Source organism: Winogradskya consettensis (assembly GCF_018332715.1).
Taxonomy (GTDB): Bacteria; Actinomycetota; Actinomycetes; order Mycobacteriales; family Micromonosporaceae; genus Actinoplanes; species Actinoplanes consettensis.
The window spans coordinates 171754-195666 of sequence record NZ_BOQP01000030.1; the positions used below are offsets into that span (position 1 = coordinate 171754).

At 71.1% G+C, this 23913-nt stretch carries 25 protein-coding genes; 13 read left to right on the top strand and 12 right to left on the bottom strand.

Annotation, left to right across the window (positions count from 1 at the left end):
* Positions 1 to 6: 6 nt before the first annotated feature.
* Positions 7 to 708, top strand: coding sequence for a hypothetical protein (locus tag Aco04nite_RS27435; RefSeq protein ID WP_213000127.1), 702 nt, complete (start codon positions 7 to 9; stop codon positions 706 to 708).
* A gap of 196 nt (positions 709 to 904) precedes the next feature.
* Here Aco04nite_RS27435 and Aco04nite_RS27440 read toward each other — a convergent pair whose 3' ends face one another.
* The 3 genes from Aco04nite_RS27440 to Aco04nite_RS27450 form a co-directional block, all read right to left on the bottom strand.
* On the bottom strand, positions 905 to 1555 hold the full coding sequence (locus tag Aco04nite_RS27440) for a 3-oxoacid CoA-transferase subunit B (RefSeq protein WP_213000128.1): 651 nt from the start codon (positions 1553 to 1555) through the stop codon (positions 905 to 907).
* A gap of 69 nt (positions 1556 to 1624) precedes the next feature.
* The gene (locus Aco04nite_RS27445) at positions 1625 to 2281 is read right to left on the bottom strand and encodes a 3-oxoacid CoA-transferase subunit A (protein ID WP_213000129.1); all 657 of its coding nucleotides are present in this window, start codon (positions 2279 to 2281) and stop codon (positions 1625 to 1627) included.
* Entirely contained in the window at positions 2278 to 3459 is a 1182-nt protein-coding gene (locus Aco04nite_RS27450; protein WP_213000130.1) for a thiolase family protein, read from the bottom strand. The genes Aco04nite_RS27445 and Aco04nite_RS27450 overlap by 4 nt, the downstream gene beginning before the upstream one ends.
* Before the next feature lie 70 nt (positions 3460 to 3529).
* Between Aco04nite_RS27450 and Aco04nite_RS27455 the strand changes: the two genes are divergently transcribed.
* Complete coding sequence (locus Aco04nite_RS27455; protein WP_213000131.1) at positions 3530 to 4468, top strand: LysR family transcriptional regulator; 939 nt, start codon at positions 3530 to 3532, stop codon at positions 4466 to 4468.
* Here Aco04nite_RS27455 and Aco04nite_RS27460 read toward each other — a convergent pair.
* Positions 4392 to 5258, bottom strand: a complete 867-nt coding sequence (locus Aco04nite_RS27460; RefSeq protein WP_213000132.1) for a Rossmann-fold NAD(P)-binding domain-containing protein — start codon at positions 5256 to 5258, stop codon at positions 4392 to 4394. The two genes, Aco04nite_RS27455 and Aco04nite_RS27460, sit on opposite strands and share 77 nt — an antisense overlap.
* Positions 5259 to 5373: 115 nt before the next feature.
* On the opposite strand from Aco04nite_RS27460, the gene Aco04nite_RS27465 reads away from it, so the two are divergent.
* Together Aco04nite_RS27465 and Aco04nite_RS27470 are read left to right on the top strand one after the other, a co-directional pair.
* Entirely contained in the window at positions 5374 to 5934 is a 561-nt protein-coding gene (locus Aco04nite_RS27465) for a hypothetical protein (protein ID WP_213000133.1), read from the top strand.
* 218 nt (positions 5935 to 6152) lie between these two features.
* Complete coding sequence (locus Aco04nite_RS27470) at positions 6153 to 6989, top strand: class I SAM-dependent methyltransferase (protein WP_244876353.1); 837 nt, start codon at positions 6153 to 6155, stop codon at positions 6987 to 6989.
* 87 nt (positions 6990 to 7076) lie between these two features.
* On the opposite strand, the gene Aco04nite_RS27475 is transcribed toward Aco04nite_RS27470, so the two are convergent.
* The gene (locus Aco04nite_RS27475) at positions 7077 to 8111 is read right to left on the bottom strand and encodes a LacI family DNA-binding transcriptional regulator (protein ID WP_244876338.1); all 1035 of its coding nucleotides are present in this window, start codon (positions 8109 to 8111) and stop codon (positions 7077 to 7079) included.
* Between the two features lie 100 nt (positions 8112 to 8211).
* Here Aco04nite_RS27475 and Aco04nite_RS27480 point away from each other — a divergent pair, with 100 nt between their 5' ends.
* Positions 8212 to 9414 carry a flavin monoamine oxidase family protein gene (locus Aco04nite_RS27480; protein ID WP_213000231.1) on the top strand — a complete coding sequence of 401 codons (1203 nt, stop codon included), beginning with the start codon at positions 8212 to 8214 and terminating at the stop codon, positions 9412 to 9414.
* A gap of 63 nt (positions 9415 to 9477) precedes the next feature.
* Here Aco04nite_RS27480 and Aco04nite_RS27485 read toward each other — a convergent pair whose 3' ends face one another.
* Positions 9478 to 9732, bottom strand: a complete 255-nt coding sequence (locus Aco04nite_RS27485; protein WP_213000232.1) for a hypothetical protein — start codon at positions 9730 to 9732, stop codon at positions 9478 to 9480.
* A gap of 70 nt (positions 9733 to 9802) precedes the next feature.
* Complete coding sequence (locus tag Aco04nite_RS27490) at positions 9803 to 10414, bottom strand: hypothetical protein (RefSeq protein ID WP_213000134.1); 612 nt, start codon at positions 10412 to 10414, stop codon at positions 9803 to 9805.
* Positions 10415 to 10577: 163 nt separating this feature from the next.
* On the opposite strand from Aco04nite_RS27490, the gene Aco04nite_RS27495 reads away from it, so the two are divergent.
* The 4 genes from Aco04nite_RS27495 to Aco04nite_RS27515 all read left to right on the top strand — a co-directional run bounded on the left by Aco04nite_RS27495 (position 10578) and on the right by Aco04nite_RS27515 (position 15738).
* Complete coding sequence (locus Aco04nite_RS27495; protein WP_203840764.1) at positions 10578 to 11492, top strand: hypothetical protein; 915 nt, start codon at positions 10578 to 10580, stop codon at positions 11490 to 11492.
* The gene (locus tag Aco04nite_RS27500; protein WP_213000135.1) at positions 11489 to 12673 is read left to right on the top strand and encodes a serine hydrolase domain-containing protein; all 1185 of its coding nucleotides are present in this window, start codon (positions 11489 to 11491) and stop codon (positions 12671 to 12673) included. The genes Aco04nite_RS27495 and Aco04nite_RS27500 overlap by 4 nt, the downstream gene beginning before the upstream one ends.
* A gap of 1070 nt (positions 12674 to 13743) precedes the next feature.
* Entirely contained in the window at positions 13744 to 14877 is a 1134-nt protein-coding gene (locus Aco04nite_RS27505) for a lipase family protein (protein WP_213000136.1), read from the top strand.
* A 453-nt stretch (positions 14878 to 15330) separates the two neighbouring features.
* Positions 15331 to 15738 (top strand): sigma-70 family RNA polymerase sigma factor, encoded by a 408-nt coding sequence (locus Aco04nite_RS27515; protein ID WP_213000137.1) that lies wholly within the window; start codon positions 15331 to 15333, stop codon positions 15736 to 15738.
* Between the two features lie 6 nt (positions 15739 to 15744).
* On the opposite strand, the gene Aco04nite_RS27520 is transcribed toward Aco04nite_RS27515, so the two are convergent.
* The 5 genes from Aco04nite_RS27520 to Aco04nite_RS27540 form a co-directional block, all read right to left on the bottom strand.
* Complete coding sequence (locus Aco04nite_RS27520) at positions 15745 to 16785, bottom strand: glycosyltransferase (protein WP_213000138.1); 1041 nt, start codon at positions 16783 to 16785, stop codon at positions 15745 to 15747.
* Between the two features lie 223 nt (positions 16786 to 17008).
* Positions 17009 to 18169, bottom strand: a complete 1161-nt coding sequence (locus Aco04nite_RS27525) for a glycosyltransferase (RefSeq protein ID WP_213000139.1) — start codon at positions 18167 to 18169, stop codon at positions 17009 to 17011.
* A 35-nt stretch (positions 18170 to 18204) separates the two neighbouring features.
* A complete protein-coding gene (locus Aco04nite_RS27530; RefSeq protein WP_213000140.1) occupies positions 18205 to 18627 on the bottom strand; it encodes a DUF5994 family protein in 423 nt (140 codons plus the stop codon).
* Positions 18624 to 18800, bottom strand: a complete 177-nt coding sequence (locus Aco04nite_RS27535) for a hypothetical protein (protein WP_213000141.1) — start codon at positions 18798 to 18800, stop codon at positions 18624 to 18626. The genes Aco04nite_RS27530 and Aco04nite_RS27535 overlap by 4 nt, the downstream gene beginning before the upstream one ends.
* Positions 18801 to 19232: 432 nt before the next feature.
* Positions 19233 to 20495, bottom strand: coding sequence for an alpha/beta fold hydrolase (locus tag Aco04nite_RS27540; RefSeq protein ID WP_213000142.1), 1263 nt, complete (start codon positions 20493 to 20495; stop codon positions 19233 to 19235).
* Positions 20496 to 20610: 115 nt separating this feature from the next.
* Between Aco04nite_RS27540 and Aco04nite_RS27545 the strand changes: the two genes are divergently transcribed.
* The 4 genes from Aco04nite_RS27545 (at position 20611) to Aco04nite_RS27560 (ending at position 23913) form a co-directional block, all read left to right on the top strand.
* Positions 20611 to 21534: a hypothetical protein gene (locus Aco04nite_RS27545; RefSeq protein WP_213000143.1), complete on the top strand. Its 924-nt coding sequence runs from the start codon at positions 20611 to 20613 to the stop codon at positions 21532 to 21534.
* Positions 21531 to 21980, top strand: a complete 450-nt coding sequence (locus Aco04nite_RS27550) for an ABA4-like family protein (RefSeq protein ID WP_213000144.1) — start codon at positions 21531 to 21533, stop codon at positions 21978 to 21980. The genes Aco04nite_RS27545 and Aco04nite_RS27550 overlap by 4 nt, the downstream gene beginning before the upstream one ends.
* A 113-nt stretch (positions 21981 to 22093) precedes the next feature.
* Positions 22094 to 23290 carry a sensor histidine kinase gene (locus Aco04nite_RS27555; RefSeq protein WP_213000145.1) on the top strand — a complete coding sequence of 399 codons (1197 nt, stop codon included), beginning with the start codon at positions 22094 to 22096 and terminating at the stop codon, positions 23288 to 23290.
* Complete coding sequence (locus Aco04nite_RS27560) at positions 23287 to 23913, top strand: response regulator (protein ID WP_213000146.1); 627 nt, start codon at positions 23287 to 23289, stop codon at positions 23911 to 23913. The genes Aco04nite_RS27555 and Aco04nite_RS27560 overlap by 4 nt, the downstream gene beginning before the upstream one ends.

The following is a 23913-nucleotide window of genomic DNA, read 5'->3' on the forward strand; positions in this document are numbered from 1 at the left end:
GCGGACATGCGTTCAGGTTCCCGCGCACCTCAGGAGCCCTCCGGGATCTTCGTGCCCGCCAGGCGTCCGCCGGGCACCGCCACCATCAACCGGTGGCGAAGGGCCAACTGCGGTGAAGTGCTGCGGCCAGGCGTCCGGTCGGCCCTTTGGGATTTCGTACGCGAAGCCGCGCCGCTCCTGCACCCCGGCCTCACGGCTCCGGCCGAACCCGCTTTGCTCTCCGGCCTCAACGACGGCCGCGACGCCGACGTGAAGACCGGCATGCTCGGCACGGACACCGCCCCGCTGTGCCTGATCCTGCGCACCCACCTGGGCACCGCCGCCGGCCCGGGCCCGCACCGCCGCTGGCGCGAGACATTGGGCCGGCCGGGCGTACGCACCTCGGCGGCGGTAGTGACCGGCATCGAACAGGTCAACCCGCAGGAGGCCGGGCCGCTGCTGGCCGAGCCGCTCCCCGCGCAGGCCCGGCCCTGGCTCGTGATCAGCGCTACGGTCGCGGACCGCGCGGGCTCGCTGTCGGTGGACCCGGGTGACGGGGTGCTGCGGCACGTCCTGGACTTCGCAGTGCTGCGCCTCGACCGGCCGGGCCCACTCCGAGACAGACCGTCTCATTGCCCGCACTGCGACCAGACCAGGGTCCGGCGCTACTCCGCCTTCGACCTCTGCCCGGACTGCGGCTGGTTCGACCAGCCCGCCGCCGCACCCTGACGCCGCGGCGCTCTGCCGTCACGGCACCCCCGCCGTCGCCACACCCTGACGCCACAGCGCTCTGCCGTCACGGCACCCCGCCGCCGCCACACCCTGACGCCACAGCGCTCTGCCCTCACTGCGCTCTGCCCTCACGGCACCTTGCCCTAACGGCGCCCTGCCCTTACGGGCCGCGCCGACGGTGGCCGTGGCAGGGCTAAGCTGAGCCGTCACTCAGCTTAACGGTGAGGCGTGCGCTGAGGTCGGCGTACGTGATGCCGAAGAGGTCTCGCACCACCAGGCCGTCGCCGGTCACCTCGAGCGTGGCGACGTCGGTGTAGATGCGGTCGACGCAGCGGGCGGCCGTCAGGGGGTAGGTGCACTCCGGCACGACCTTGGGGCTGCCGTCCTTGGCGAACATCGTCGTCATGACGTAGACCTTCTTCGCGCCGATCGCGAGGTCCATCGCCCCGCCGACGGCCGGGATGGCGTCCGCGGCGCCGGTGTGCCAGTTCGCGAGGTCGCCGGCTGCGGAGATCTGGAAGGCGCCGAGCACGCAGACGTCGAGGTGACCGCCGCGCATCATCGCGAACGAGTCGGCGTGGTGGAAGTAGGCCGCCCCGGGCAGTTCGGTCACCGGGACCTTGCCGGCGTTCATCAGGTCCGGGTCGACGTCGTCGCCGTGCGCCTGCGGGCCCATGTTGAGCATGCCGTTCTCGGTGTGCAGCACCACGCCCGAGCCGGGTTCGAGATGATCGGCGACCAGGGTGGGCAGGCCGATCCCGAGATTCACGTACGCCCCGGCCGGGATGTCCCGCGCGACCAGCGCCGCCATCTCAGCCTTGCCCAGCGAAGCCTGCCCGCTCATCCGACAACCACCCTGCCGATAGATGCCTGCCCACTCATGCCGCGACCATCTCGCCGACCAACCGCCCGCTCATACCGCGACCACCCTGTCGATGTAGATGCCGGGCGTGACGACGGCCTCCGGGTCCAGCGTGCCGATCTCGACGATCTCGCTGACCTGGACCGCGACCGTCGTGGCGGCGGTCGCCATGACCGGGCCGAAGTTGCGGGCCGTTTTGCGGTAGACCAGGTTGCCCATCCGGTCGCTGCGGTGCGCGCCGATCAGCGCCACGTCGCCCTTGATGGGAAATTCCAGCACATGGGTACGCCCGTCGATCTCGCGTGTCTCCTTGCCCTCGGCGAGCAGCGTGCCGGCGCCGGTCGGGCAGTAGAACGCGCCGATGCCGGCGCCGGCCGCACGGAGCCGTTCGGCGAGGGTGCCCTGCGGCACGACCTCGAGCTCGATCTTGCCGGACCGGTAGAGGCCGTCGAAGACCCAGGAGTCGTGCTGGCGGGGGAAGGAGCAGATCACTTTGCGTACGCGTCCCTCGGCCAGCAGCGCCGCCAGCCCCGCGTCGCCGTTGCCGGCGTTGTTGGACACCACCGTGAGGCCGGTCGCGCCCTGCCGGATCAGCGCGTCGATGAGGTGGGTGGGCATCCCCGCCATGCCGAAGCCCCCGACCAGCACCGTCGACCCGTCCTCGACCCCGGCCACGGCCTCGTCGGTGCTCGCACAAATGGAAGTCATGACTCATTTTCCAGGACGACCGCGAGGGCCTGGCCGACGCCGATGCAGATGGCGGCCACGCCCCAGCGGTCGCCGGAGTCGGTGAGGCGCTTCGCCAGGGTGGCGAGGATGCGGGTACCGGAGGCGCCGAGGGGGTGGCCGATGGCGATGGCGCCGCCCTTGGCGTTGACGATCGCCGGGTCGATCTTCCAGGCGTCGACGCAGGCGAGGCTCTGCACGGCGAAGGCCTCGTTGAGCTCGACGGCGCTGACGTCGTCCCAGCTGATCCCGGCGCGGGCGAGCGCGCGGTCGGCGGCCTGCACGGGGGCGTACCCGAACATCTGCGGTTCGAGGGCGGCGGCTCCGCGGCCGGCGATGCGGGCCAGGGGGGCGCTGCCGATCTGCGCGGCTGCGGCTTCGGACCCGATGAGTACGGCGGCGGCACCGTCGTTCAGCGGCGAGGCGTTGCCCGCGGTGATCGCGCCGTCCGGGCGGAACGACGGCTTGAGCGTGGCGAGCTTCTCCAGGGTGCTCGATGCCCGGATGCCCTCGTCGCGGGTGAGCACCGCGCCCGGGACCGGCACGACCAGGTCGTCGTAGAAGCCTTCCTCCCACGCGGCGTGCGCGAGCAGGTGCGACCGCAGCGCGAACTCGTCCTGCCGTTCCCGGTCGATCCCGAAGCGGTCGCGCAGCTGCTCGTTGGCCTCTCCCAGCGACACGGTCCACTCGGCGGGCATCCGCTCGTTGACCAGGCGCCAGCCCAGCGTGGTCGACACCGCGGTGGCGTTGCCGACTGGGAACGCCTTGTCGGGCTTCGGCAGCACCCAGGGCGCCCGGGTCATCGACTCGACACCGCCGGCCACGACCACGTCGGCGTCGCCGGTCTCGACGCTGCGGGAGGCCATCATCGCCGCGTCGAGACTGGAGCCGCAGAGCCGGTTGACCGTGGTCGCGGGGACGGTGACCGGCAGCCCGGCGAGCAGCACCGCCATCCTGCCGACGTTGCGGTTGTCCTCGCCGGCTTGGTTGGCGCAGCCCCAGACCACGTCGGCGATGGCGGCGCGGTCCAGCGCCGGGAAGCGGTCCAGCAGGCCGGACAGTGCGGTCGCGGCAAGGTCGTCCGGGCGTACGCCGGCCAGTGCCCCGCCGAACCGGCCGAACGGGGTGCGCGCGGCGCCGTACAGATAGCTCGCGGTCATACCCCTCACCGTACGGCCGCTGACTCATACTCTCCAATCTTCAATCGCCACGGATTGATAAGCTGGATGCATGGATCTCCGGCAGCTGACATCGTTCACGATGCTGGCGCAGGAGCTGCACTTCGGCCGCGCCGCCGCCCGCCTGCACCTGGCCCAGCCGGCGCTCTCCCAGCAGATCCGCCAGCTCGAGAAGGAGCTGGGCAACACGCTCTTCACCCGCTCCACCCGCCGCGTGGAGCTGACCGAGGCCGGCACGCTCCTGCTGGAACGGGCCGGCACGATCCTCGCCCTGCTCACCCGGGCCGAGGACGAACAGGCCCGCCTGGCCCAGGGCCGCGCGGGCCAGGTCAGCATCGGCTTCATCGGGACGGCGACCTACGACGTCCTGCCCGGCGTGGCCCGCAAGCTCCGGGCCGGCCTGCCCGACCTCCGCCTCGACCTGCGCGGCGAGATGCTCACCCCGGAGCTGGTCACGGGCGTCCTCGACTACTCGCTCGACGTGGCCCTCATGCGCCCGCCCACCGACCGCGCGGGCCTCGACGTCGTGCCGCTGCGCACCGAGGCCCTCGTGGCGGCGTTGCGCGCGGACGACCCCCGGGCCGGCGCCGGGGTCCTCGACCTGACCACCCTCGCTATGGAACCGTTTGTCTCACACCCGTCGCGCCGGCTCTCCTCCATGCACCAGAGCCTGCTGGACACCTGCCGGGCGGCGGGCTTCCAGCCCCGCGAGATCATCGAGGTACGCGAGACGTCGACGCTGGTCACCTTCGTGGCGGCCGGCATGGGCGTTGCCCTGGTCCCCGCGTCGGTCCGGTCGCTCGGCATCGACGGCGTCGCCTACGTGCCACTGCTGCAGCGCAGCGCGACGGTCGACCTCGTCATGGCGACCCGGAGCGCGGAGACCTCACCCGGCGTACGGCGGGTGGCTCAGCTCATCGCGGCGCACGTGCGGGGCGGCCCAGCAGCTCTTCCAGATCCGGCGTCTGTGTGGCGAGGGCCCCGGCCTTAGCGAACCCGTGCAGCCAGCCCATCGGCCCGGCGACCTCACCCTCCCGCGCCGTCGTGCCCCGGGATGCCGCAAGCTCGGGGAAGGTCCAGAGCGGACCGTTCAGCTCATAGGTGCGATTGGCGATCCGATCCGAGAGCAGTGCTCCGGCTGCGGCCTCGGCAAGATCGGCCCGGTAGGCGGTGTTCAGCGGCTGCCCACCGGTCGCATGCGTCAGCTCTCCGACGGACTCCCCACCAGCGGGCTGCCCACCGGCGGACTGCCCACCCGCGGAATGCGTCAGCTCTCCGGCGGACCGCCCACCCGCGGAATGCGTCGAGCCTTCGACGGACCGCCCGCGGGAGGAATGCGTCGGGCCTTCGACGGACCGCCCACCGGCGGTATGCCCACCGGCGGAATGCGTCGGGGCGGCTGCGACGAACGGCTCGGTGTAGAAGGGGTTCCGGAGGATCGAGTACGCCATGCCGCTGGCGGCGATCGCGTCCTCGGTCAGGCCGTGCACGGCGAAGATCCCGGGAATCCGGTGGAAGCTGGTGTAGACGACGGCTTCGACCCCGGCCTCCGCGGCGGCCCCGACCACGGCGAGATGCTGCGCGGTGCGCCGGCCGGGGTCCAGCTCGGGCGACGAGATGAACAGCAGACGCGAAACCCCGTGAAAGGCTTCGGCCAGAGTTGAAGGCTTGTCGTAGTCGGCCTGCTCCCTGCCGAACGCGAGAACCTCACCGGCCCGTTCCCGCAGCACCTCCACCACGATCCGGCCCAGGTTGCCGGTGGCCCCGGTGACACCAATCATGTGCACACCCTCACGGCCACCCCGGTGCATGGTCAATCGATTTGTTTGCAGCACCCAGGCGGTTTGAGTACGACAGCTCACGTGCCGGCTCGGATCGGTCAATACGTTGGGTCGCATGACTTCCACGACTGAACTCGACCGTCCGATCACGAGCCCCCCGGCGAAGAGCCAGGGCCGGCGCTGGGTCAGACGTGCGCTCATCGCAGCGGCCGTGCTCGCCGCGGCCGGCGTGACCACGGCGGCGACGGGTGCGACGTACGTGATCGCGCACAGCGGCAATGAACCGCTCCCGCCCGGGAGCACGCACACGGTGAACGTCTACACCGTGGACGACTCGATCAGCACCACGGTCCCGGCTTCGGAACGCCCCGGCGTGGTCGGGCGCCTCATCGGGATGTGCGACGCCGACACCTATTACGTCGAGGTGGACGGCGGTGGGTACTGCGTGGTCCTCAACGGCTCGCTCGGCGAGGTCGACGCGACCGGCACGGACAACGGCGTCGAGCTGAGCCCCGCCGAGGCCGCCAAGGTCCAGGGCATCGTGCAGCGCGCCGACGAGGGCGGCACGGACAAGACCACCCGTGTGGTGCTCGGGTACGACGACGGCTGGGCCGGAATGCTCAAGGTCGCCGACCTGACCTCCGGCGGCCCGGTCCACGGCAGCGCCATCGACTGACCACCGCAGGCCTGACCTCCGGCGGTCCGGTCCACGGCAGCGCCGTCAACTGACCACCGCAGGGAGGCGCCGGTGGCCCGACCCGGCCAAGAAACAATCGGAATTACTCGGCTCGGAGTGGTGACATCTGTCAGCGGTGCCGGCTCTGCCCCGCGATTAGCGTGGTCCGGGTGAGGGCTGAGATGACAGGGACGCTGAGGGCCAGCCGTACGGCGGTGATGGTCTGTCAGGGGCGGGCGGCTGGGCATGGCCTGATTGCCACGGGCCGTTTCTCGGATCCGACGGCCATGGCTCTACTTCGGGACGGCGAGCGTACGGCGGTCAACCGGGTGCGTGATGGGGCCGTGCCCGGGCGGTGGCGGGAGAGGGTCGACTACGAGATGGTCAGGGGCTGCGCCGAGATGATGGTGCCGCGGACCGTGGCCATCGACGATGCCGTGCGGGAGCGGGCGAGCCCCCAGGTGGTGATTCTGGGTGCGGGGCTGGACGGCCGGGCGTGGCGGATGCCCGAGCTTGCCGGCGCCGCGGTTTTCGAGGTTGACCAGCCGGCCTCCCAGCAGGACAAACGCGACCGTGCCGCACTACTCGACGGTGCCGGGCCGGCATATGTGGCCGTGGATTTCGGCAGGGACGACCTGGTCGAGGTGCTGGCTGCGGCGGGTTGTCGTGCCGACGTGGCCACGACCTGGATCCGGGAGGGCGTCGTGCCGTATCTGACCAGGCCGGAGGTGGCCGCCACGGTTGCCGCCGCCGCTGCCTGCTCGGCCCCGGGGAGTCGCCTGATCGTGAACTTCCAGGCGCCCGCACCGTCGATGAGGGTCGGTCAGCTGGTGGCGCGGGCTCTGATGGCCTCCACTGGGAGGCGCAGTGTCTGGGCGCGGGAGCCGTGGCGCTCGACCTGGACGGCGGGTGAGATGACGGCTCTGCTCGCGCGGCACGGCTTCACCGTCACGCTGGACCAGGATCTGCTGGCGGTAGCCGCGGCCCTGGAAACACCGTCCCACCGGCCCCGCTCGCTCGGCAACAGCCGCCTCATGGTCGCCGACCACAACTGAGAACGGTAAGACGCCAACCACAGCTGGGAACGGTCAAGCGCTAACCGCAGCTGAGAACGGAAAGACGCAGACCACAGCTCGGAACGGTCAGGCGGAGCCGCGGATGACGAGGCTGGTGGTGAGGACGACTTCGGGGTCCGAGGGCTCGATGCCGTCGATCTTGGAGAGCAGGAGCCGGACCATCTCCTGGCCCATCTGCTCGATCGGCTGGTGGACGCTGGTCAACGGCGGGTCGGTGTGGGCGGCGACGACCGAGTCGTCAAAACCCACAACGGCGACATCCTGTGGCGTACGCAGGCCTCGCTCGCGCAGTATCCGCAGAGCGCCCGCCGCCATCGTGTCCGAAGCGGCGAAGATCGCGTCGAGCTCCGGGTCCTGCGAGAGCAGCCGGACGGTGGCCGCGGCCCCGCTCTCCTCGCTGAAGTCGCCGTGCTCGACGAGGCCCGGGCCTGCCACGTCGTGATAGCCGGCCAGCCGGGCGATGCCCGCGGCCATGTCCTGCGGCCCGGTGATGGTCGCGATGCGGTGCCGGCCCCGGTCCTTCAGATACGCGACGGCGTCGCGGGCGCCGCCGCGGTTGTCGGCGTCGACGTAGCAGCCGAGGTCGGTGCCGGCGGGACGGCCCGCGCGGACCGTGGCGACGCCGCGTTCCTCGAGTTTGGTGGGCAGGGGGTCGGCGCCGTGCAGGGAGAGCAGCAGCGCGCCGTCGACGTGCTGGCGGGTGAGGTAGCCCTCGAGGCGTTCGCGCTCGTGGGGGGCCTGGGCGATCATGAGGACCATCTGCAGGCCGCGGTCGACGAGGCCGGTGGAGATGGACTGGACGATGCGGCCGAAGAAGGGCTCGGCGAAGAAGCGTTCGCCGGATTCGAAGACGACCAGGGCGATCGAGTCGGTGCGCTGGGTGACCAGGGTGCGGGCTGCCCTGTTCGGTACGTATCCGAGCTCGGCGATCGCGGAGCGCACCGCTTCGCGGGCCTGATCGCTGACCTGGGCCGAGCCGTTGATGACGCGGGACACCGTGCCGCGGCCGACGCCGGCGCGGGTGGCCACCTCGTCGAGCGTCGGCGGGCGGGTCGCGGGCAGAGCCTGCCCTGATCGGGATACCGCCCTCCTAGCAGACAACTGCCGCACCTTTCGACGGGCACGTCACGAGCCCGCTGCGCGCGACGACGAGTTCCCGTCAACCTACCTCCCGCGCGCGAAGGCGTACGCTGCGGCCGTGATGCGAGCTTTTCTCGTCTCCCACTGGGGTGACGACCCGTGGTCCCGGGGTTCGTGGAGCCTGATCGGCCGGGGCGGGACCCCGGCGGACCGGGTGACGCTGGGCAGCGCGGTGGGCGTACGGCTGCGGATCGCCGGCGAGGCCACCCATCCGGAGCGGGCCGGGATGGCGCACGGCGCGTACGAGAAGGGCCGGGAGGCCGGGCTGTGGGCCGCGGACCTGGGGCATCGGCGGGTCGCGGTGGTCGGTGCCGGGATGGCGGGGCTGGCGGCGGCGCGGCAGTTGACCCGGCTCGGCGTACACACTGAGGTCTTCGAGGCCCGGGACCGCCTGGGCGGGCGGACCGCCGGGCAGGATCTGGACGGCTTCCGCTTCGATCTCGGTGCCAACTGGCTTCAGCAGTACGCGGGGAACGCGCTGGCGCGGATCGCGGAGCGGCTGGGGCTGCGCACGGTGCCGACGGATTTCGCCGATCCGATGGTGTTGCGGGGCGCGCCGGCTCCGGCGGGGCTCGACGTGGACGCGCAGCGGCGGCTGGCGGCGGCACCGGCGGACGCGTCGATCGCGGACGTGGTCGACGCGTGGCTGCGCGAGCCGGCGCCGTGGACGCCCGCGGACATCCAGCGGTTCGCCGACGCGGAGATCATCATGGATTCGGGGGCGCCGCTGTCGTGGCTGAGCGCGCGGCACGGGTTCGAGCCGGGGGTCGGTGCGGGCGACCGGTGGATCGCGGGCAGTTACCGGCTCCTGGTCGACCATCTCGCGCGCGGCCTCACCGTGCACCTGTCCAGCCCGGTCTCGCACGTCAGCGCCGGGCCGGACGGTGTCCTCGTCGGGGGCACCCGTTTCGACGCGGCGATCGTGACCGTGCCGGTGGGAGTGCTGAAGGCCGGCACGCTCGCTTTTGTGCCGCCATTGCCGCAGGGGCATCGCGACGCTCTTTCGCGGCTGGGAATGGGCCGGGTCGAGAAAGTGGTGCTCCGCTTCGACGAGCACTTCTGGCCGGTGTCGCGTTCGGGTTACTACCGGATCCACGGGCCGGGCGCGGGCGATATCTGCGAATGGCTCGACGCTTCCGGCGCTGACGGCGTACCCACCCTGGTCGGATTGTTCGCGGGCCCTTGGCTCGCCTCGCTGTGGAATGGCACGGATGCCGACATCGCGCAGCGCGCTGCCGGCATCGTGCGCGATGCCGTGGCATAGCACGAAGGGCCGCGCCGCCAAGGGGGAGATTTGGCGGCACGGCCCTTCGGGGGCTGGGAATTGTCAGACGGCGTTGAGGAGAAGCGCGCTCAGGACCATGCCGAGCACCGCGCCGGCCACTCCGGCAGCCGCGGCGTACCAGCCGAGCGGGCGGTCGCCGAGGGAACCGGCGACGACTCCGAGAATCACGGCGACGAGGCCGAAAACGGGCGGGAAGAACACGATCGCGAGGGCCGCGAAGACGAAGCCCACAATGGTGCAGACCCGGGCTGCGGTAACGCCGGAACGGGTCGGCCGAGTGCTGGTCACCTGCGCCATCATCCAACTCCTTCATGAGAATCGCTGACACCGTTCAGCTACCCACAGTGGAGCGGACCCCAAACAAAAATCATTCCTGATGTACGGGCTGAGCGCTCGACGCCCGCGCCCGGGTGACGTCCGCCATCAGCCGGTCCCACGCCGGATCGGGCCGGAAAGGGCCGAGCGCGAGCCGGCTGCCGACCCGGGCGTACGTGTATTCCCACCAGGCCGCGACCCGCACCGGCCAGAGCCCCACCCGGACCGCGCCCGCGAGGAAGCAGCGGTGCACCAGCAGCGTCGCGGCGAGGATGTCGTCGTCGAACTCGGCGCCCTGCGCGTCGACGGCACGGCCCAGGGCACGCACGTCGCGGTGCATCTCCGAGTACGCGATGAGGTGCGGGGTCGCGGGCACGCGCACCTCGGCCCCGGGCACGAGCATGTCAGCGGCGTACGCCGGCATGAACACGACGTCGTCGACGGTGATGATCAGGGGAAGCTCCTCGTGGCCGCGCCGCACGCCCAGCTCGAGTCCCGGGTCGCCGGTGGGCACGATCACCTGCTCGAAACCCAGGACGTCGCGGATCGCGAGCGTGACCGCGTCACCGATGGCCGGGATGGTCACGGTCACGGCGCCGGCGGCCACCGACACCTCCGTGCCGGGTAGTTCGCCGAGCAGACCCACGAGAGCTTCACTGTGCATGTGCTCGTTATACCCAATCATGGCGACCTCGACAATTTCTTACAGTAATCGCCGCGCTACTAAAGGTAATATTTACCGCCATCGTAAAACGGCAAGGACTAGACTTCGAGTACTACGCACTCACGCACTTGTCCGGAACGGGAAACGGCCAAAGAATCGTTGCATGACGGTCGGTAAGGCAGAACTGCCCTATCCCTATAACCAGGACTTCTCGGGCATCGTCACCCGCGTGAAGGGTGTCCGGGAGGCCACGCGCGCCGCGCTGGTGAACTCGCCGAAGGTGGCGTCCTACCTCAAGGCCGGTGCCAACCTCGTCGAGCAGAACCTGGGTGCGTGCGACTGGGCAGCGGTCGCCGACACCGGCAAGAAGCAGTACTGGTCGGGCCTGCGGTTCCTGACCGAGCGCGCACTGTCGCGTGAGATGGAGAGCCTCGAGCCGCCGTTCCTGCGGCAGAAGGGCGACGGGCCCTACCGCGCGACCTGGGCCAGTCACGACGACTACCTGAACGACCTGCTCACCTTCATGTTCCACGCGAACAACTACGACCCGCAGTACAACGCCGAGGTGGAGACCCGTGGCTGGCTCGACGACGAGGAGAGCTTCGTCGACGCGATCGACCGCGCCACCTTCGCCGAGCTGCAGGCGATCTGCCGGATGCCGCTGTTCCGGCTCCAGCTGATCATGGTCGCCACCGCGGACCGCAACGACGGCATCCACGACGCGATCGCCAACCAGTACGACGGCGCCCTCGAGCCGTGGAAGAAGATCTACGAGTCGACGTTCGCCTCCCGCGGTTTCCAGCTGCGCAACGGCGTCACACTCGACCAGCTCGCCAACATGCTGGCCGCGGTCACCGAGGGTTTCGCCCTGCACCACCTGGGCGACCCCGGCGCGGGCATCGTCGGCGAGGACCACCAGGACAACCTGGTCGCCATGGCGGTCCTCGGCATCCTCAACAGCTACCTCGAACCGGTCAATGAACCATCCGGGCTGACCTTGCGTGAGCACTTCCGAGACACCTCGTTCCGGGCGCGCCCGGCGGATCGCACCATCGACCAGAACGGGGACCGACCATGACCAGCACGATCGAGCCACCGGCCGTCCGCCCCGCCGCCGCCCAGCCCTCCTGGTGGGAACGGCAGAGCGACGTGATCATGCGCAGGCCGCTCAACGAGTGGACCTTCACCCACATGAACTGGCTGATGCCCACCGAACGCGTCAGCTGCGGGCTGGAATACCGTCCCCTGTCGGTCGCCTCCGTGCCCCTCGACCTGACCTACCGCTTCGACGACCACGACTACAACCTCACGGACCTGCACCACCGCACGTTCACCACCGCGTTCGTGGTGCTGCACCACGGCCGGATCGTGCACGAGAGCTACCCCGGTGCCTTCGCCGGCCCGCGCACCAGGATGCAGCTGTTCTCGCTCTCCAAGTCGGTCACCTCGATGCTGTTCGGCATCGCCCTGGCCGACGGCGCGATCGGCAGCATCAAGGACCAGATCACCGACTACCGCCCCGACTTCGTCGGCACCGCCTACGACGGCGTCACCCTCGCCGACCTGCTCGACATGAGCAGCGGCGTCGGCGAGCTCGAGTCGTGGGACGGCGCCGCCAGCATCATCCGCGACTTCGAACGAGCCGTCCTCAGCGGCGGCGACGTCCCCGCGATCATCCGCTCCGCGCCCCGCACCGCCCCCAGCGGCGAAACGTTCAACTACTCCACGTTCGACGCCCAGATCCTGGGCTGGGTCCTCGAAGCGGCAACCGGCAGGACCCTGGCGGCGTACGCGTCGGACAGGCTCTGGACCCGCATCGGCGCCGAACGCGACGCCTACTACGGCCTCACCCGCTCCCAGCCCCGCACCGCCATCGGCGCGGGCGCCTTCAACGCCACCGCCCGCGACCTCGCCCGCCTCGGCCTCCTGATGTCCCACGACGGCCGCCTCGCCGGCGACCAGATCGTCCCCCGCGACTGGGCCCGCCGAAGCCGCGGCACCGACCTCCCCCACCTGGCAGTCGGCGCCCTAGGCCCCAGCGGCTACGACCACTATGGGTACGCGAACCAGTGGTGGACCCTCGGCGAAAGCTGCTTCAACGCCTTCACCGGCCTCGGCGTCCACGGCCAATACCTCTTCGTCGACCCCGCCGCCGACGTCGTCATCGTCAAATGCAGCGCCTGGCCCACCGAAGACGACCCCACCCGGGACCGCGAAACCATCACCGCCCTCCGCCGCATAGCCGACCACCTCGCCTGACCCACCCTCTCCCCCTCCCAGCCCCACCCCCCTTCCCCCGTCCCACCCTCAGCCGTCCCTTCCCGGCCGTTCCACCCCCGGCCGCTCCACCCCCGGCCGCTCCACCCCCGGCCGCTCCACCCCCGGCCGCTCCACCCCCGGCCTGGCCGCGCCCTGGCCGCTCCACCCCCGGTCTGTCCGCCCATCGGCAGTTCCACCTTCGGTCCGTCCCCACTCGACCGGTCCCCACCGGCGTCAGAAGCCTTATTCCCCGCCCAGGTCCGGGCCGGTGCGGTCCGCCCGCCCGGTCCGCACCGGCCCGCCCTGGGAGCACCCCGCAAGCCGCACCACCCAGCAATCCGCACCACCCGGCAAGCCGCACCACCCCCGCACCACCCCAAGCCGCACTACCCCGCATCACCCGGCACGCCGCACCGCCCGCACCGCCCGGCACGCCGCACCGCCCGCACCACCCGCACCACCCCCGCACCGCGCACCGCGCACCACCCCCGCACCGCGCACCGCGCACCACCCCCGCACCGCGTACCACCCCGCAATACGCACCACCGCATCCGAACGTTCCGTGTGCGTGCGCACGCACGTACACCCCCTACAACCTGCGCGTATATGTGTACGTGCACACCACTCCGCACCACCCGTAAATCCGCACGCAGCGCCACCCGCACGACAGCACTCGTGCGGGTGCGCCGCCCCTCACCCGTAGCGGCGTTCATGACACAGCACGGCAGTGCATCGTTCCGACAGCACGATGCGTGCCGCGAGACCGCCGTGCGGAAACGTCAGGTAGCACCCGCACCGGTCGCCGCCCGGCGATCCGCGCACCGTGAAGCGCGCCCCGGGCCGGACGACCGGCGCCGTCCCCGCAGGCCCAGCTCCGCCGCAGAAATGCCGGCGGTGTGAGAACACGTCCGGAGAATTGATCCGCGAGCAATTCACCCGATCTCGGTAATCATCGCCGCGAAAGCAGTCCCTTTACATTCTTCGCCGGCCGGAACTCGATCAGTGCCACAGGCTGCCCGTAATCCGTCCGTCAGTAATGCGCGATACCGCTTCCCTGAAAGGACACATACATGAGAACTGTGCTCCGACGGCGTTATGCCGTCCGCCTGGCCGCAGCCGGCCAGGCCGTTGTGCTCGCCCTTGCCGGTGTTGTTCTCACCACCAGTAGCCCCGCGAACGCGGTGGTCAATGTCGCCGGAACCGTTCTGTCGTCGGCGAATCTCACCGTTCCGGCGGAATACTCGGCGCTGGCCACGGCCAAGAAAATCACGTATGTGACGACCGCGATCAACGGCGTACTCATCACGACCTCCGGGCTGGTGTTCACGCCGAAGACCAACAAGAAGAACAAGACGGTCGTGTGGGCGCACGGCACGACCGGGCTGGCCGACAACTGCGCGCCGTCCACCAACATAAACGTCTTCTGGCCCGAGGCGATCGCCGCCATCAAGGTGCTGTTGCAGCGCGGCTGGACCGTTTCCGCCCCGGACTACGCGGGTCTCGGCACGGCCGGCAGCCACCCGTACCTGGTCGGGGCGAGCGAGGCGCGGGCGATCATCGACAGCGCCAAGGCCGCGCGGAACCTCGACGCCGCGCTCGGCACCCAGTACGCGATCGACGGCCACTCGCAGGGCGGTCAGGGCGCGTTGTTCGCCAACCAGCTCGCCCCCTCGTACGACGGCGCCCTGGTTCTGAAGGGCACTGCGGCGATCGCTCCGGTGTCGAACCTCAACCTGATCGCCCCCGACATCCCGGGCACGCCCGGCCAGGGGTACCTCGTGATGGCGCTCTACGGCATCAACGCGGTGGAGCCGTCGTTCGTCCCGAACAACTACCTGGCAGCACCGGCGAAGTCCAAGGCCTCGGTGCTGGCGACCGGCTGTCTCTACGAGATCCTCGACGCGTACGCCTCGTTCACCCCGGAGCAGCTCGTGCCGGGCGGCGTTGTGTCACAGACCGTGCTGAACAAACTGGCACAGTACGGTAACCCGGCAACGTCCGCGCCCAGCGCCCCGATCCTCATCGTGCAGGGCACCGACGACGAGGCCGTCCCGTACGTCATCACGGCCGGCCCGCTGATCGACGAGCTCAACACCTACAACGCCCCCGAGCAGTTCATCACCCTCAACGGCCAGACCCACGACGGCGCGGTCTTCGCCTCGGTGAACACGGTCGCCGACTGGATCGCCGCGCACTTCGTCTGAGCGACCCACGCAACCAGGGCGACCCAGCCAGGCCGGGCGGCCCACGCAACCCCGGCAACCCAGCCAGGCCGGGCGACCCACGCAAGCCGGGCAACCCAGCCAGGCCGGGCGGCCCACGCAACCCGGGCGGCCCACGCCAACCTGACCTGATTCGCCCCTCTCAGACCGGCCCCTGGGGAGGGACCGGCGGAGCCCCACGCGGCCTCAACCACCGCGTGGGGCTCCGTCGCCTCCGCACGACGCAGTCCGTTCCGGGGTTACGGCAGTTCCTGGATGGACACCCGCCGGGGCGAACCGCGTACCACTTCCGGGCGAATCCGCTGGTCCCGCGGCAGCGAACATCGGTATTGTCGGTTTATCTGCTGGGATGTCACCTCGCATCGTCGCTCCAGACCCCGGCGGCACGAAACTCGGCGGCACGGAATTCTCTTGTGCCATGGTCTGGAGCCCGCTGTGCGCATTTCTCTTCGCCGACCGTCTCTGACCCGCGACGCGGTGCCCGAGGTCGACTTCGGCTCTCTGATGGATCGGGTGTCCCGCGGAGACCGCGAGGCCTTCGCCGTCCTGTACGACCAGACCTCCGGGCCGGTCCGGGACCGGATCCAGGCCCGTCTGGTGCATCCACACTCGACGACGACGCTGGTGGCGGCCGTCTATGTCGAGGTGTGGTGGCTGGCCGGCTGTTACGCGGGGCCGCCTTCCGGCGTCACCGGATGGATCCACGGGATCGCCGAGCGAAGGCTGAGGGACCGGCGCCCGCAGCCCCCGGTGCCCGCGGCCTCGACGGAGCGGACCATCGAGGTACGCGAGCTGGCGGACCTGCTCGGCCGGGCCCCGGAGGAGCTGACCAGCTACAGGTGACGGGGCCTACCGGGACCTCGGCGTGCGCTTGTGCTGCAGGGTCGCGATCAGCGCGAGGGTGGATTCGGCGCCCTGGTTGACGTTGACGCCCTGCGCGGTCAGTCCGTCGAAGCCGCCGCCCGTCGCGCGGTCCCACATCGTGACGCCGGCGTCGTTGTCACCGAGGAACCACTGCACACATTGGCCCACTGTCACCAGCCATTGTTCGTCGCCGGTGACCTCGGCGGCGGTGGCGCAGGCGTCGGCGAGGGCGGCGATCTCGATGGGTTGCTGGTCGTAGCGTTGCCGTACGGTCCGGCGGGTCCATCCGGCGACCGGGAGCGGGCGCAGGTGCCCGTCTGCCAGGTGAGCGTCGCGCAGCCAGGTGAGCATCCGCAGACCGGCTGCGCGCAACGCCACGTCGCCGCGGCGATGACCCGCGGCGATGACCACCTCGGCGAGGGCGGCGCTGGCATAGCTGAGGTGCGGGTACGGCCAGGACCACGCCGGGTCCGGGTCGGGCCACCCGATCGCGGAGGCGGCGTCGGCGAGCAGCGTCGCGGCGAGCTCGTTGCCCGGGTCGGCACGCAGGATCTCCGCCGCGCCGAGCCCCGCGAACGCCATGGCGTGCGGCGCCGGTGACCTGCGGGCGGCGCCGGCGGTGAACGCCCGCAGCGCCGAGTCCCGGATCCAGCCGGCGGGGTGGCGCGCCGCGGCGGTGCCGAGGCCCCACAGGGCACGTCCCCACCAGTCGCCGAGCTCCGGGCGGTCGGTCCAACGGCGCTCGAAGCTGAGCCGGTTGTGGAACGAGCCGTCCGCGGCCTGGGCATGGACGAGAAACGTCAGGTACGTCTCGGCGAGCCGCAGCAGCGCCGGCGCCGGGTCCGGCTCGCGGCTGACCACGAGCAGGCCCCGCGCCACGTCATCGGTGCAGTAGCCGTGCTCACGGCGGGCGATGGCGTACTGCGCGTGCTCGAACAACCCGGTGTCATCGGTGAGCCGGATCAAATGATGGAACGGCGGCGTCGGCGTGGTCCGCCGCGCCGGTGCCTCGACCGGCGCCGTCATGGCTGAGCCCCCTCAGACATGCCCTCAGGGCCGCAGACCGCGGACGGCAGGGAAAGCCGCGCCCCCGGAACGAGGAGGCGATCGGTCACGGCCGAGCGGCCGCGGGCCACGAACGCCGAGAAAGTCCGCGCCCCCGGAACGAAGAGGCGATCGGTCACGGCCGAGCGGCCGCGGGCCACGAACGCCGAGGAGGTCCGCGCCGGCGGAGCGAGAATGCGATCGGTCATACCAGGGCGGTCGCAGAAACAGAGGCAGAAACAGACGCGGAGACAGCAGCCGGGGCGGGGGAGGAACCAGCCGCCGGGACGCCGGTGACGAGCGCGGCGGCGAGGGCTTCGTAGCGGGCGGCGACGGCGGGCCAGCGCAGAGCGGCGGTGTCGGAGCCGGCGATGGGGCCGCGGTTGGTGAGGACCTTGCGGACCGCGGCGGACAGGGCGCGGGGGTTGCGGTGGGGGACGATGAGGCCGGGGCCGTCGGTGAGGACCTCGACGGCGTGCGGGAACGAGGTGGCGACGACGGGTACGCCCGCCGCGACCGCTTCCACCAGGACGCCCGAGGTGACCTGTTCGGTGGAGTCGTACGGCAGCACGACCACGTCGGCCGACCCGATGAGGGCGCCGAGGCCGGCCTGGTCGAGGTAGGTGTCCCGGAAGTCGACCTGGGGCGCCACGCCGAGCTCGGCACTGAGCCGGTGCAGGCCCGACCGGTACGACTCGCCGTGCAGTTCGATCACGCGTGGGTGGGTCCGGCCCGCGACGATGTACAGCGGGTCGAGGCTCTTGAGGGGTACGAGCGCCCGGATCGCCCATTCGATGCCCTTGCCCGGCCCGAGCAGACCCCAGGTCAGCATGTGCGGACGGGCGGGCCGCTCGGTGCGCGTACCCGTGTCGAAGGCCGCACCGTGCGGGATGACGGCGACCTTGGCCGGGTCGACGTCGTAGCCGATCAGGAGCCGGTCCCGGGCGGTGGCGGTCATCGTGACGGCGGCGCCGGCCGTGGCGACGACCTGCTCCAGCACGGACTTCTGCCGCGGGGTGGGCCGGCTGAGGACGGTGTGCAGGACCACGATCGTGGGTACGGTCAGCCGCCGCATGAGCCGGAGCACGTCAGCGCCGTCAGCACCGGGGTAGATGCCGTACTCGTGCTGCACGATCGCGACGTCGAACGCGTTCAGCGCGTCAGCGGCCTCCCGCCAGCCGTCAGCCGCCGCCATCCGCCAGGTGTGCGCGACGTCGGGCCCGGACGGCGTGTGGTCCCCCGGGGCGGTGACGCGTACGACGCTGCCGGCCGTGTCACCGCCGGTGATGCTCCCGGCGAGCGCGGCGTTGAACGTCGCCAGGCCGCACCGGGTGGGTGGCTGGGTGCTGAGAAATCCGAACCGCATAACCCCTGCTTTCGATGGTTGGAGTGCCACTGCGGTCAGGCTGTGAGCCCGGTCAGCAGGTCGGGCGCGCGGCGTTCGCCGTCCGGGTCGGCCGCGGCGGCCATGACGGTCTCCGCCTGCTCGCCGGTGGCGTCGACCGGCACGATCGCCAGGTCGTAACGGTCGCGGCCGAAGTCGGTCATCAGCGTGACGAGGCCGTGCGGCTGCGAGCTGAACCAGGCGAGCCGGACGGCGCGGCGGTCGCCGGGCAGCCGTTTCGGATGCGGCGCCTGCCAGTCCTCGGTGCGGGCCAGCGCGTGGGTGATGGTGCCCCGCCGGCCGCTGAGCTCGGCGACGAGCTGCGGCAGCTCGGTGGTCAGGTCGTTCGTGCGGGGCCACCAGGCACCGTCGAGCAGCTTGCCCCGGGTGTCCCCGGGGGCGAGGCGCAGCCGGACGGTGGGTGCCGCGACGGCGGTCATGACGCGGCCGCCTTCGCGACGAGGTCGTCGGCGCTCAGGTCGAGGGTGGCGAGCAGTCCGACCTGGTGGTGCAGGTCGACCTGGTCGGGCAGGGAACGGTCGACCCAGTCGGCGCGCTGGCTCTTGCCGCGCTCGCGCAGGGCGGTGACGATGACGTGCCGGGGAACCATCATGGCGGGCTGCTTCCGTGGTGCCGCGACGGATGCAACACGGCACCGGCCACGGGCCGACGGCCGCCCTGCACCGCATGCGCAGCGGTGAATGGCGCGGGAAAGCCCGTCGGATCGGCCCGTACGTCATCGGAAGATCGCGACGCGGCGGGGTCGAGGCCGAACCGGTGTGCCGACGGCAGGATCACCGAGAGGCTGGAATGCCGGAATGTTTGGAATGCCGAAAGTCTGGAATGCCGGAATGTTTGGCAGCGCCAGGAGCGACAAGGCCAAGATTGACAGCGCCCGAACAACGATGCCAAGTAGACCGGCCGACCGCGCATCATGCCCGTCAGAGGAGCGCGCAGTTCCGGAGTACGGCCCACTTTACGCCCCCGGCGGCCGTTCCGGCGAACCTGGTGATCGGGCCCACCCCATCGAGACCGTCACCCAGCGTCACGCCAGACCGGTGGCCATGTCCATCAGGCGGCCCAGGACCCGCTCGCCGTCGGCGCGCAGACCGTCGTGCTCGAACTCGTTGGTGACCCACGTCCGGACGTTGCCGACCGCGGCGGCCGTCTCCAGGGACAGGCCGGCGTCGACGTACATGTCGTCGTGGTAGACCGCCGCGCGGACCGGGACCTCGTTCGAGGCGAGCCGCGCCGGGTCGTACAGGGCGGGCCAGTCCTGCGCCCGGGCCAGGATCTCGGCGGCACCCGCGAACGGGCGCAGCGCCTTGATCTCCTCGAACATCCAGGGGTACATCATCTCGCCGGTGAAGTAGAGCGGATCGGCTTTCTCCGCGAACTCCGGGTACTGCGTGATCGCCTGCTCGGCGGCCCACCCGGTCGCGCTGCCGGGAGCCCCGTAGCAGTACTCCTGCAACGCGTACAGCGGACGGTCGACGAACCCGGTCTCGCTCATCACGGCGTACCTGAAGGCATCGGGAATTTCCGCTCCTAGGCCGGCGGACTCGATCAGCCAGTGCACGTTGGAGAAGCCGTTGCTCATGCCGAAGGAGGAGCCGAGCAGCCGCAGGCGCCGGGCCGTGAGCCGGTCACCGTCGGGCAGGCGCACATCCTCGGCAATGAGCCGGTCGCTCAGGCGGCGGATCGCGGCGGCATCCTCCGGGTACGCCCGGTAGTACGCGGCGTTCTTGGCCGCGACCCGGGGATAGGTACGCGCGTACACGTCGTGCGCCGTCGCATCGAGCCCCGACAGTCCTCCGGTGATGTAGCAATTGCGCAGGCCCTCAGGAGCGATCGAGAGGTACGTGAGGGTGCAGAACCCGCCGTAGCTCTGCCCGAAGGTGTCCCACGGCACCCAGCCGGCGACCTCCTCACGCAGGATCTCGGCGTCGCGCACGATGCTGTCGGCACGCATCAGCCTCAGGTACGCGGCGATCTGCTCGTCGGTCATCCCCTGCACCGTCCGCGCGGTGATCGGCGTACTGCGCCCGGTGCCGCGCTGGTCCAGCATCAGCACCCGGTGCGTGCGCAGGGCCCGGCGCAGCCACGCGTCCTGCCCGAACGGCCGCGTCCCCGGGCTGCCCGGCCCGCCCTGCAGGAACAGCAGCCACGGCAGCTCGTCACGGGCTCGGTCGGCGGCGACGATCTCGCGGGCGAACACCTCGATGGTCTCCCCGTCGTCGGGCCGCGAGTGGTCGAGCGGCACGGCGACGACATGGTCCTTGAAGACGATTCCGGGATTCGCGATCACGGTTCGGAGCTTAGCCGTGCCTCCTCCCCAGGGAGGAGGCACGGCTCGGACCAGCGGCCGCGGGTCCGGCCCCGGGGCGGGCGAAACGGGCACCGCGGAACCCGAGGATCGACCTATGACCACCACAATCATGCCGGTACGCGTCCAGCGCTGGAACCGTCCGCTGCTGGTCCTGGCCGCCGCCATGGCCGTGCTGACGATCGCCACCCTGGCAGGACTGGCCGCCGACGACCGGATCGTCACCGGAGCCCCGGTCTGGCTCAAGCCGTTCAAGTTCTCCGTCTCGTTCGTGCTCTACGCGGGCACCCTCGCGTGGATGCTGACCCTGCTGCCCCGGCGCAGCCGCCTCGCCGAATGGTCGACCGTCGTCATCGTCGCGATGGGCGTCGCCGAGATGGTGGTCATCGCCGGGCAGGCCGCCCGGGGCCAGACCAGCCACTACAACCAGACCAGCGCGCTCAACTCGGTGCTCTGGAACGTCATGGGTACGGCGATCATGGTGCTGTTCGTGGCTCAGATCGTGATCGCCGTGGTGGTGCTGCGGGCACGGATCGCCGACCGGGTCGCCGCTCTGGGCGTACGACTCGGGCTGGGCCTGTCGTCCTTGGGCATGCTGGCAGCGATCCCGATGGTCCTGCCGACCGCCGCACCCGGGATCGACGACATCGCCGGCGCGCACAGCGTCGGCACTCTCGACGGCGGACCCGGGCTGCCGGTGCTGGGCTGGAGCACGGTCGGCGGTGACCTGCGCGCCGGGCATTTCGTGGGCCTGCACGCCCTGCAGGCACTGCCGCTGCTCGCGCTGCTGCTGGCCCGGCTCGGCGGACGGCTCGCGCAGCGTACGCAGATCGGCCTGCTCCGGGTCGCGGGAACGGCCTACGGCGCAACGACCGTCGTGCTGACCTGGCAGGCACTGCGTGGCCAGTCGGTCGTGCACCCGGATGCCCTGACTCTCACCGCACTGGCCGTCATCGTGGCCGCCACCGCGACCGCCGCCGGTGTGTATCTCGCCGCGAACCGGAAGGCTGTGACCGCATGACCGGAGTTCTGTTCTCGCTGACGTTCGCCTGTGCCGCGCCGTTCTGGGCCCTGATGATCCTGCTTCCCAGCTGGTCGTGGACGCGCCGGATCATCGGCTCGCCCTGGATCGTGCTGCCACCGCTGCTGATCTACGCCATCACCGTGGCCGGGTCGCTCGGCGAGGTCCTTCCGGCCGTTGCCTCCCCGACCCTCGCCGGCGTCCGGGAGCTGCTCGGCTCGGCCGACGGCGCCACTGCGGGGTGGGCACACATGATCGCCTTCGACCTGTTCGTCGGGCGGTGGGCGTGGCTCGACAGCCGGGAGCGTGCCGTCCCGGCGCTGGTCATGGCCCCGGTTCTGCTGCTCACGATCCTGCTCGGGCCGCTGGGGCTGCTCGCGTACCTCGTGCTCCGCCGCTGGTGGCGCCCGAAATCGGTTGCGGGCAATTCAGTTGTGCACGATTGAGTTGTGTGCAATTAAGTTGTGCACAATTAAATTGCACACAACCAAGTTGTGCACAACCGATCTGGGTGAGTGGTGCGGGGAGAGCGATGCTGCGGCGGCATAGGGTGAGGGCCGTGAGATGGGTGGGCCGGCTCTTCGACGCGCGCGGTGCTCTCGTGCGGTGGGTGCTGGTGGACCTCGCGGGCGTCGGCTTCCTGGTCTACAGCGCCCAGGCGCACCGGTCACCGGGGGCGGACCAGTGGGTGCTCGCGGTGATCGCCTTCACGGCGGCGCTGGTCCTGCGCAACCGGCCGACCGCGAACCTGGCGGCCCAGGCCGTGCTGCTCGCGGTGGCGATGGGGCTGCTCGACGATCCGACGATCAACCAGGTCGGGGCGGGCTGGGCGTTGCTCGAGGTGACCATCTGGGCGAGGCCGGTGGTGCGGTGGTGGGGTGCCGGCCTGCTCTCGGTGGTCTATGTGGCCGGCGGGTACGGGTCGCTGTTCGTGCGGGTCTTCGGCCTGATGGTGGCGGTCGTCGTGCCGCTGCTGCTCGGCATGGTCGTGCGGATCAGCGCCGAGCTCGCCCGGGAGGCCTCGGAACGCGTGGCCGAGGGGCACCGCCGTCGCGAGTCGGAGCTGCGCGCGGCCCGGGCCGACGAGCGCACCGCCATCGCCCGGGAGCTGCATGATGTGGTCGCGCATCACGTGGCGTCGATGGTGCTGCGGGTCGGTGTGGCGCGGCACGTGCTGCCCGGCCTGGACCCGCAGGTGAGCGATGTCTTCGACGACGTGCACGGCACCGGCACGACGGCCCTGGCGGACCTGCGGCGGCTTGTCGCGGTGCTTCGGGACCCCGATGGCGTACGCGGGGACGCCGCCCTGACCGCAATCGAACCTGCTGCCCTGCCCGCGGCACTGGATGGCGCCGTGGAGACCGCGCGCCGCTCCGGGCTGGTGGTCGACGCGGAGATCTCCCCGGCAGCCGGCGCCCTCGACGCGGTCCGCGGCCTCGCCGTGCTGCGCCTGACCCAGGAGGCCCTGACTAACGTGGCGAAACACGCGGGCCCCGGCTCCCACGTAAGGCTGGTCCTCGCGGTCGACGACGGTGACGTCACGTGGGAAGTCCGCGACGACGGCGGCCGCGACACGTGGGAAGTCCGCGACGACGGCGGCCGCGACACCCGGGCCGTCCCGGCGGTACCGTCCGGTGGCGGGCACGGCCTGACCGGGATGCGCGAACGGGTGTCGGTGCTGGGCGGCGAGCTCGAGGCCGGTCCCCTCGGCACCGGCTGGCGCGTCCGCACCCTCCTCCCCAAGGTGACCGCATGATCCGGGTTCTTCTCGTCGACGACCAGCATCTGATCCGGGCGGGCCTGCGGATGCTCTGCGACGCCCAGCCCGACCTGGAGGTGGTCGGCGAGGCGGACAACGGCCGCGACGCGGTCTCCCTCGCCGAGCGGCTCGCCCCCGACCTGACCGTGATGGACCTGCGCATGCCCGGCCTGGACGGCATCACCGCGACCGGGCGCATCCTGGCCGCCCGGCCCGCCGCCCGGGTGCTGGTGCTGACGACGTTCGGTGACGACGACCATCTCTACCCGGCGCTCAACGCGGGGGCCTGCGGTTTCCTGCTCAAGGACGCCTCCCCCGAGGACCTGCTGGACGGCATCCGGCGGGCGGCGGCCGGCGACAGCCCGTTCAGTCAGGACGTCCTGCGCCGGCTGGTCCGCAGGGCGATGCAGGCCCCCACCGGTGAGCCGCGCACGGCGGTGGCCCTGACAGCCCGCGAACGCGACGTGCTCGCCCTGGTCGCGGAGGGCCTCGGCAACACCGAGATCGGCGAGCGGCTCCACATCGGCGTGACCACGGTCAAGACCCACGTCACCAGCCTGATGACCAAGACCGCCAGCCCCAACCGGGTACGCCTGGCGCTCTACGCCCACGGCGCGTGA

Coding starts and splice junctions, on each gene's coding strand:
- Aco04nite_RS27435 (WP_213000127.1), top strand. CDS start 7: ATGCGTTCAGGTTCCCGCGCACCTCAGGAGCCCTCCGGGATCTTCGTG.
- Aco04nite_RS27440 (WP_213000128.1), bottom strand. CDS start 1,555: ATGAGCGGGCAGGCTTCGCTGGGCAAGGCTGAGATGGCGGCGCTGGTC.
- Aco04nite_RS27445 (WP_213000129.1), bottom strand. CDS start 2,281: ATGACTTCCATTTGTGCGAGCACCGACGAGGCCGTGGCCGGGGTCGAG.
- Aco04nite_RS27450 (WP_213000130.1), bottom strand. CDS start 3,459: ATGACCGCGAGCTATCTGTACGGCGCCGCGCGCACCCCGTTCGGCCGG.
- Aco04nite_RS27455 (WP_213000131.1), top strand. CDS start 3,530: ATGGATCTCCGGCAGCTGACATCGTTCACGATGCTGGCGCAGGAGCTG.
- Aco04nite_RS27460 (WP_213000132.1), bottom strand. CDS start 5,258: ATGATTGGTGTCACCGGGGCCACCGGCAACCTGGGCCGGATCGTGGTG.
- Aco04nite_RS27465 (WP_213000133.1), top strand. CDS start 5,374: ATGACTTCCACGACTGAACTCGACCGTCCGATCACGAGCCCCCCGGCG.
- Aco04nite_RS27470 (WP_244876353.1), top strand. CDS start 6,153: ATGGTCTGTCAGGGGCGGGCGGCTGGGCATGGCCTGATTGCCACGGGC.
- Aco04nite_RS27480 (WP_213000231.1), top strand. CDS start 8,212: ATGCGAGCTTTTCTCGTCTCCCACTGGGGTGACGACCCGTGGTCCCGG.
- Aco04nite_RS27485 (WP_213000232.1), bottom strand. CDS start 9,732: ATGGCGCAGGTGACCAGCACTCGGCCGACCCGTTCCGGCGTTACCGCA.
- Aco04nite_RS27490 (WP_213000134.1), bottom strand. CDS start 10,414: ATGCACAGTGAAGCTCTCGTGGGTCTGCTCGGCGAACTACCCGGCACG.
- Aco04nite_RS27495 (WP_203840764.1), top strand. CDS start 10,578: ATGACGGTCGGTAAGGCAGAACTGCCCTATCCCTATAACCAGGACTTC.
- Aco04nite_RS27500 (WP_213000135.1), top strand. CDS start 11,489: ATGACCAGCACGATCGAGCCACCGGCCGTCCGCCCCGCCGCCGCCCAG.
- Aco04nite_RS27505 (WP_213000136.1), top strand. CDS start 13,744: ATGAGAACTGTGCTCCGACGGCGTTATGCCGTCCGCCTGGCCGCAGCC.
- Aco04nite_RS27520 (WP_213000138.1), bottom strand. CDS start 16,785: ATGACGGCGCCGGTCGAGGCACCGGCGCGGCGGACCACGCCGACGCCG.
- Aco04nite_RS27525 (WP_213000139.1), bottom strand. CDS start 18,169: ATGCGGTTCGGATTTCTCAGCACCCAGCCACCCACCCGGTGCGGCCTG.
- Aco04nite_RS27530 (WP_213000140.1), bottom strand. CDS start 18,627: ATGACCGCCGTCGCGGCACCCACCGTCCGGCTGCGCCTCGCCCCCGGG.
- Aco04nite_RS27535 (WP_213000141.1), bottom strand. CDS start 18,800: ATGATGGTTCCCCGGCACGTCATCGTCACCGCCCTGCGCGAGCGCGGC.
- Aco04nite_RS27545 (WP_213000143.1), top strand. CDS start 20,611: ATGACCACCACAATCATGCCGGTACGCGTCCAGCGCTGGAACCGTCCG.
- Aco04nite_RS27550 (WP_213000144.1), top strand. CDS start 21,531: ATGACCGGAGTTCTGTTCTCGCTGACGTTCGCCTGTGCCGCGCCGTTC.
- Aco04nite_RS27560 (WP_213000146.1), top strand. CDS start 23,287: ATGATCCGGGTTCTTCTCGTCGACGACCAGCATCTGATCCGGGCGGGC.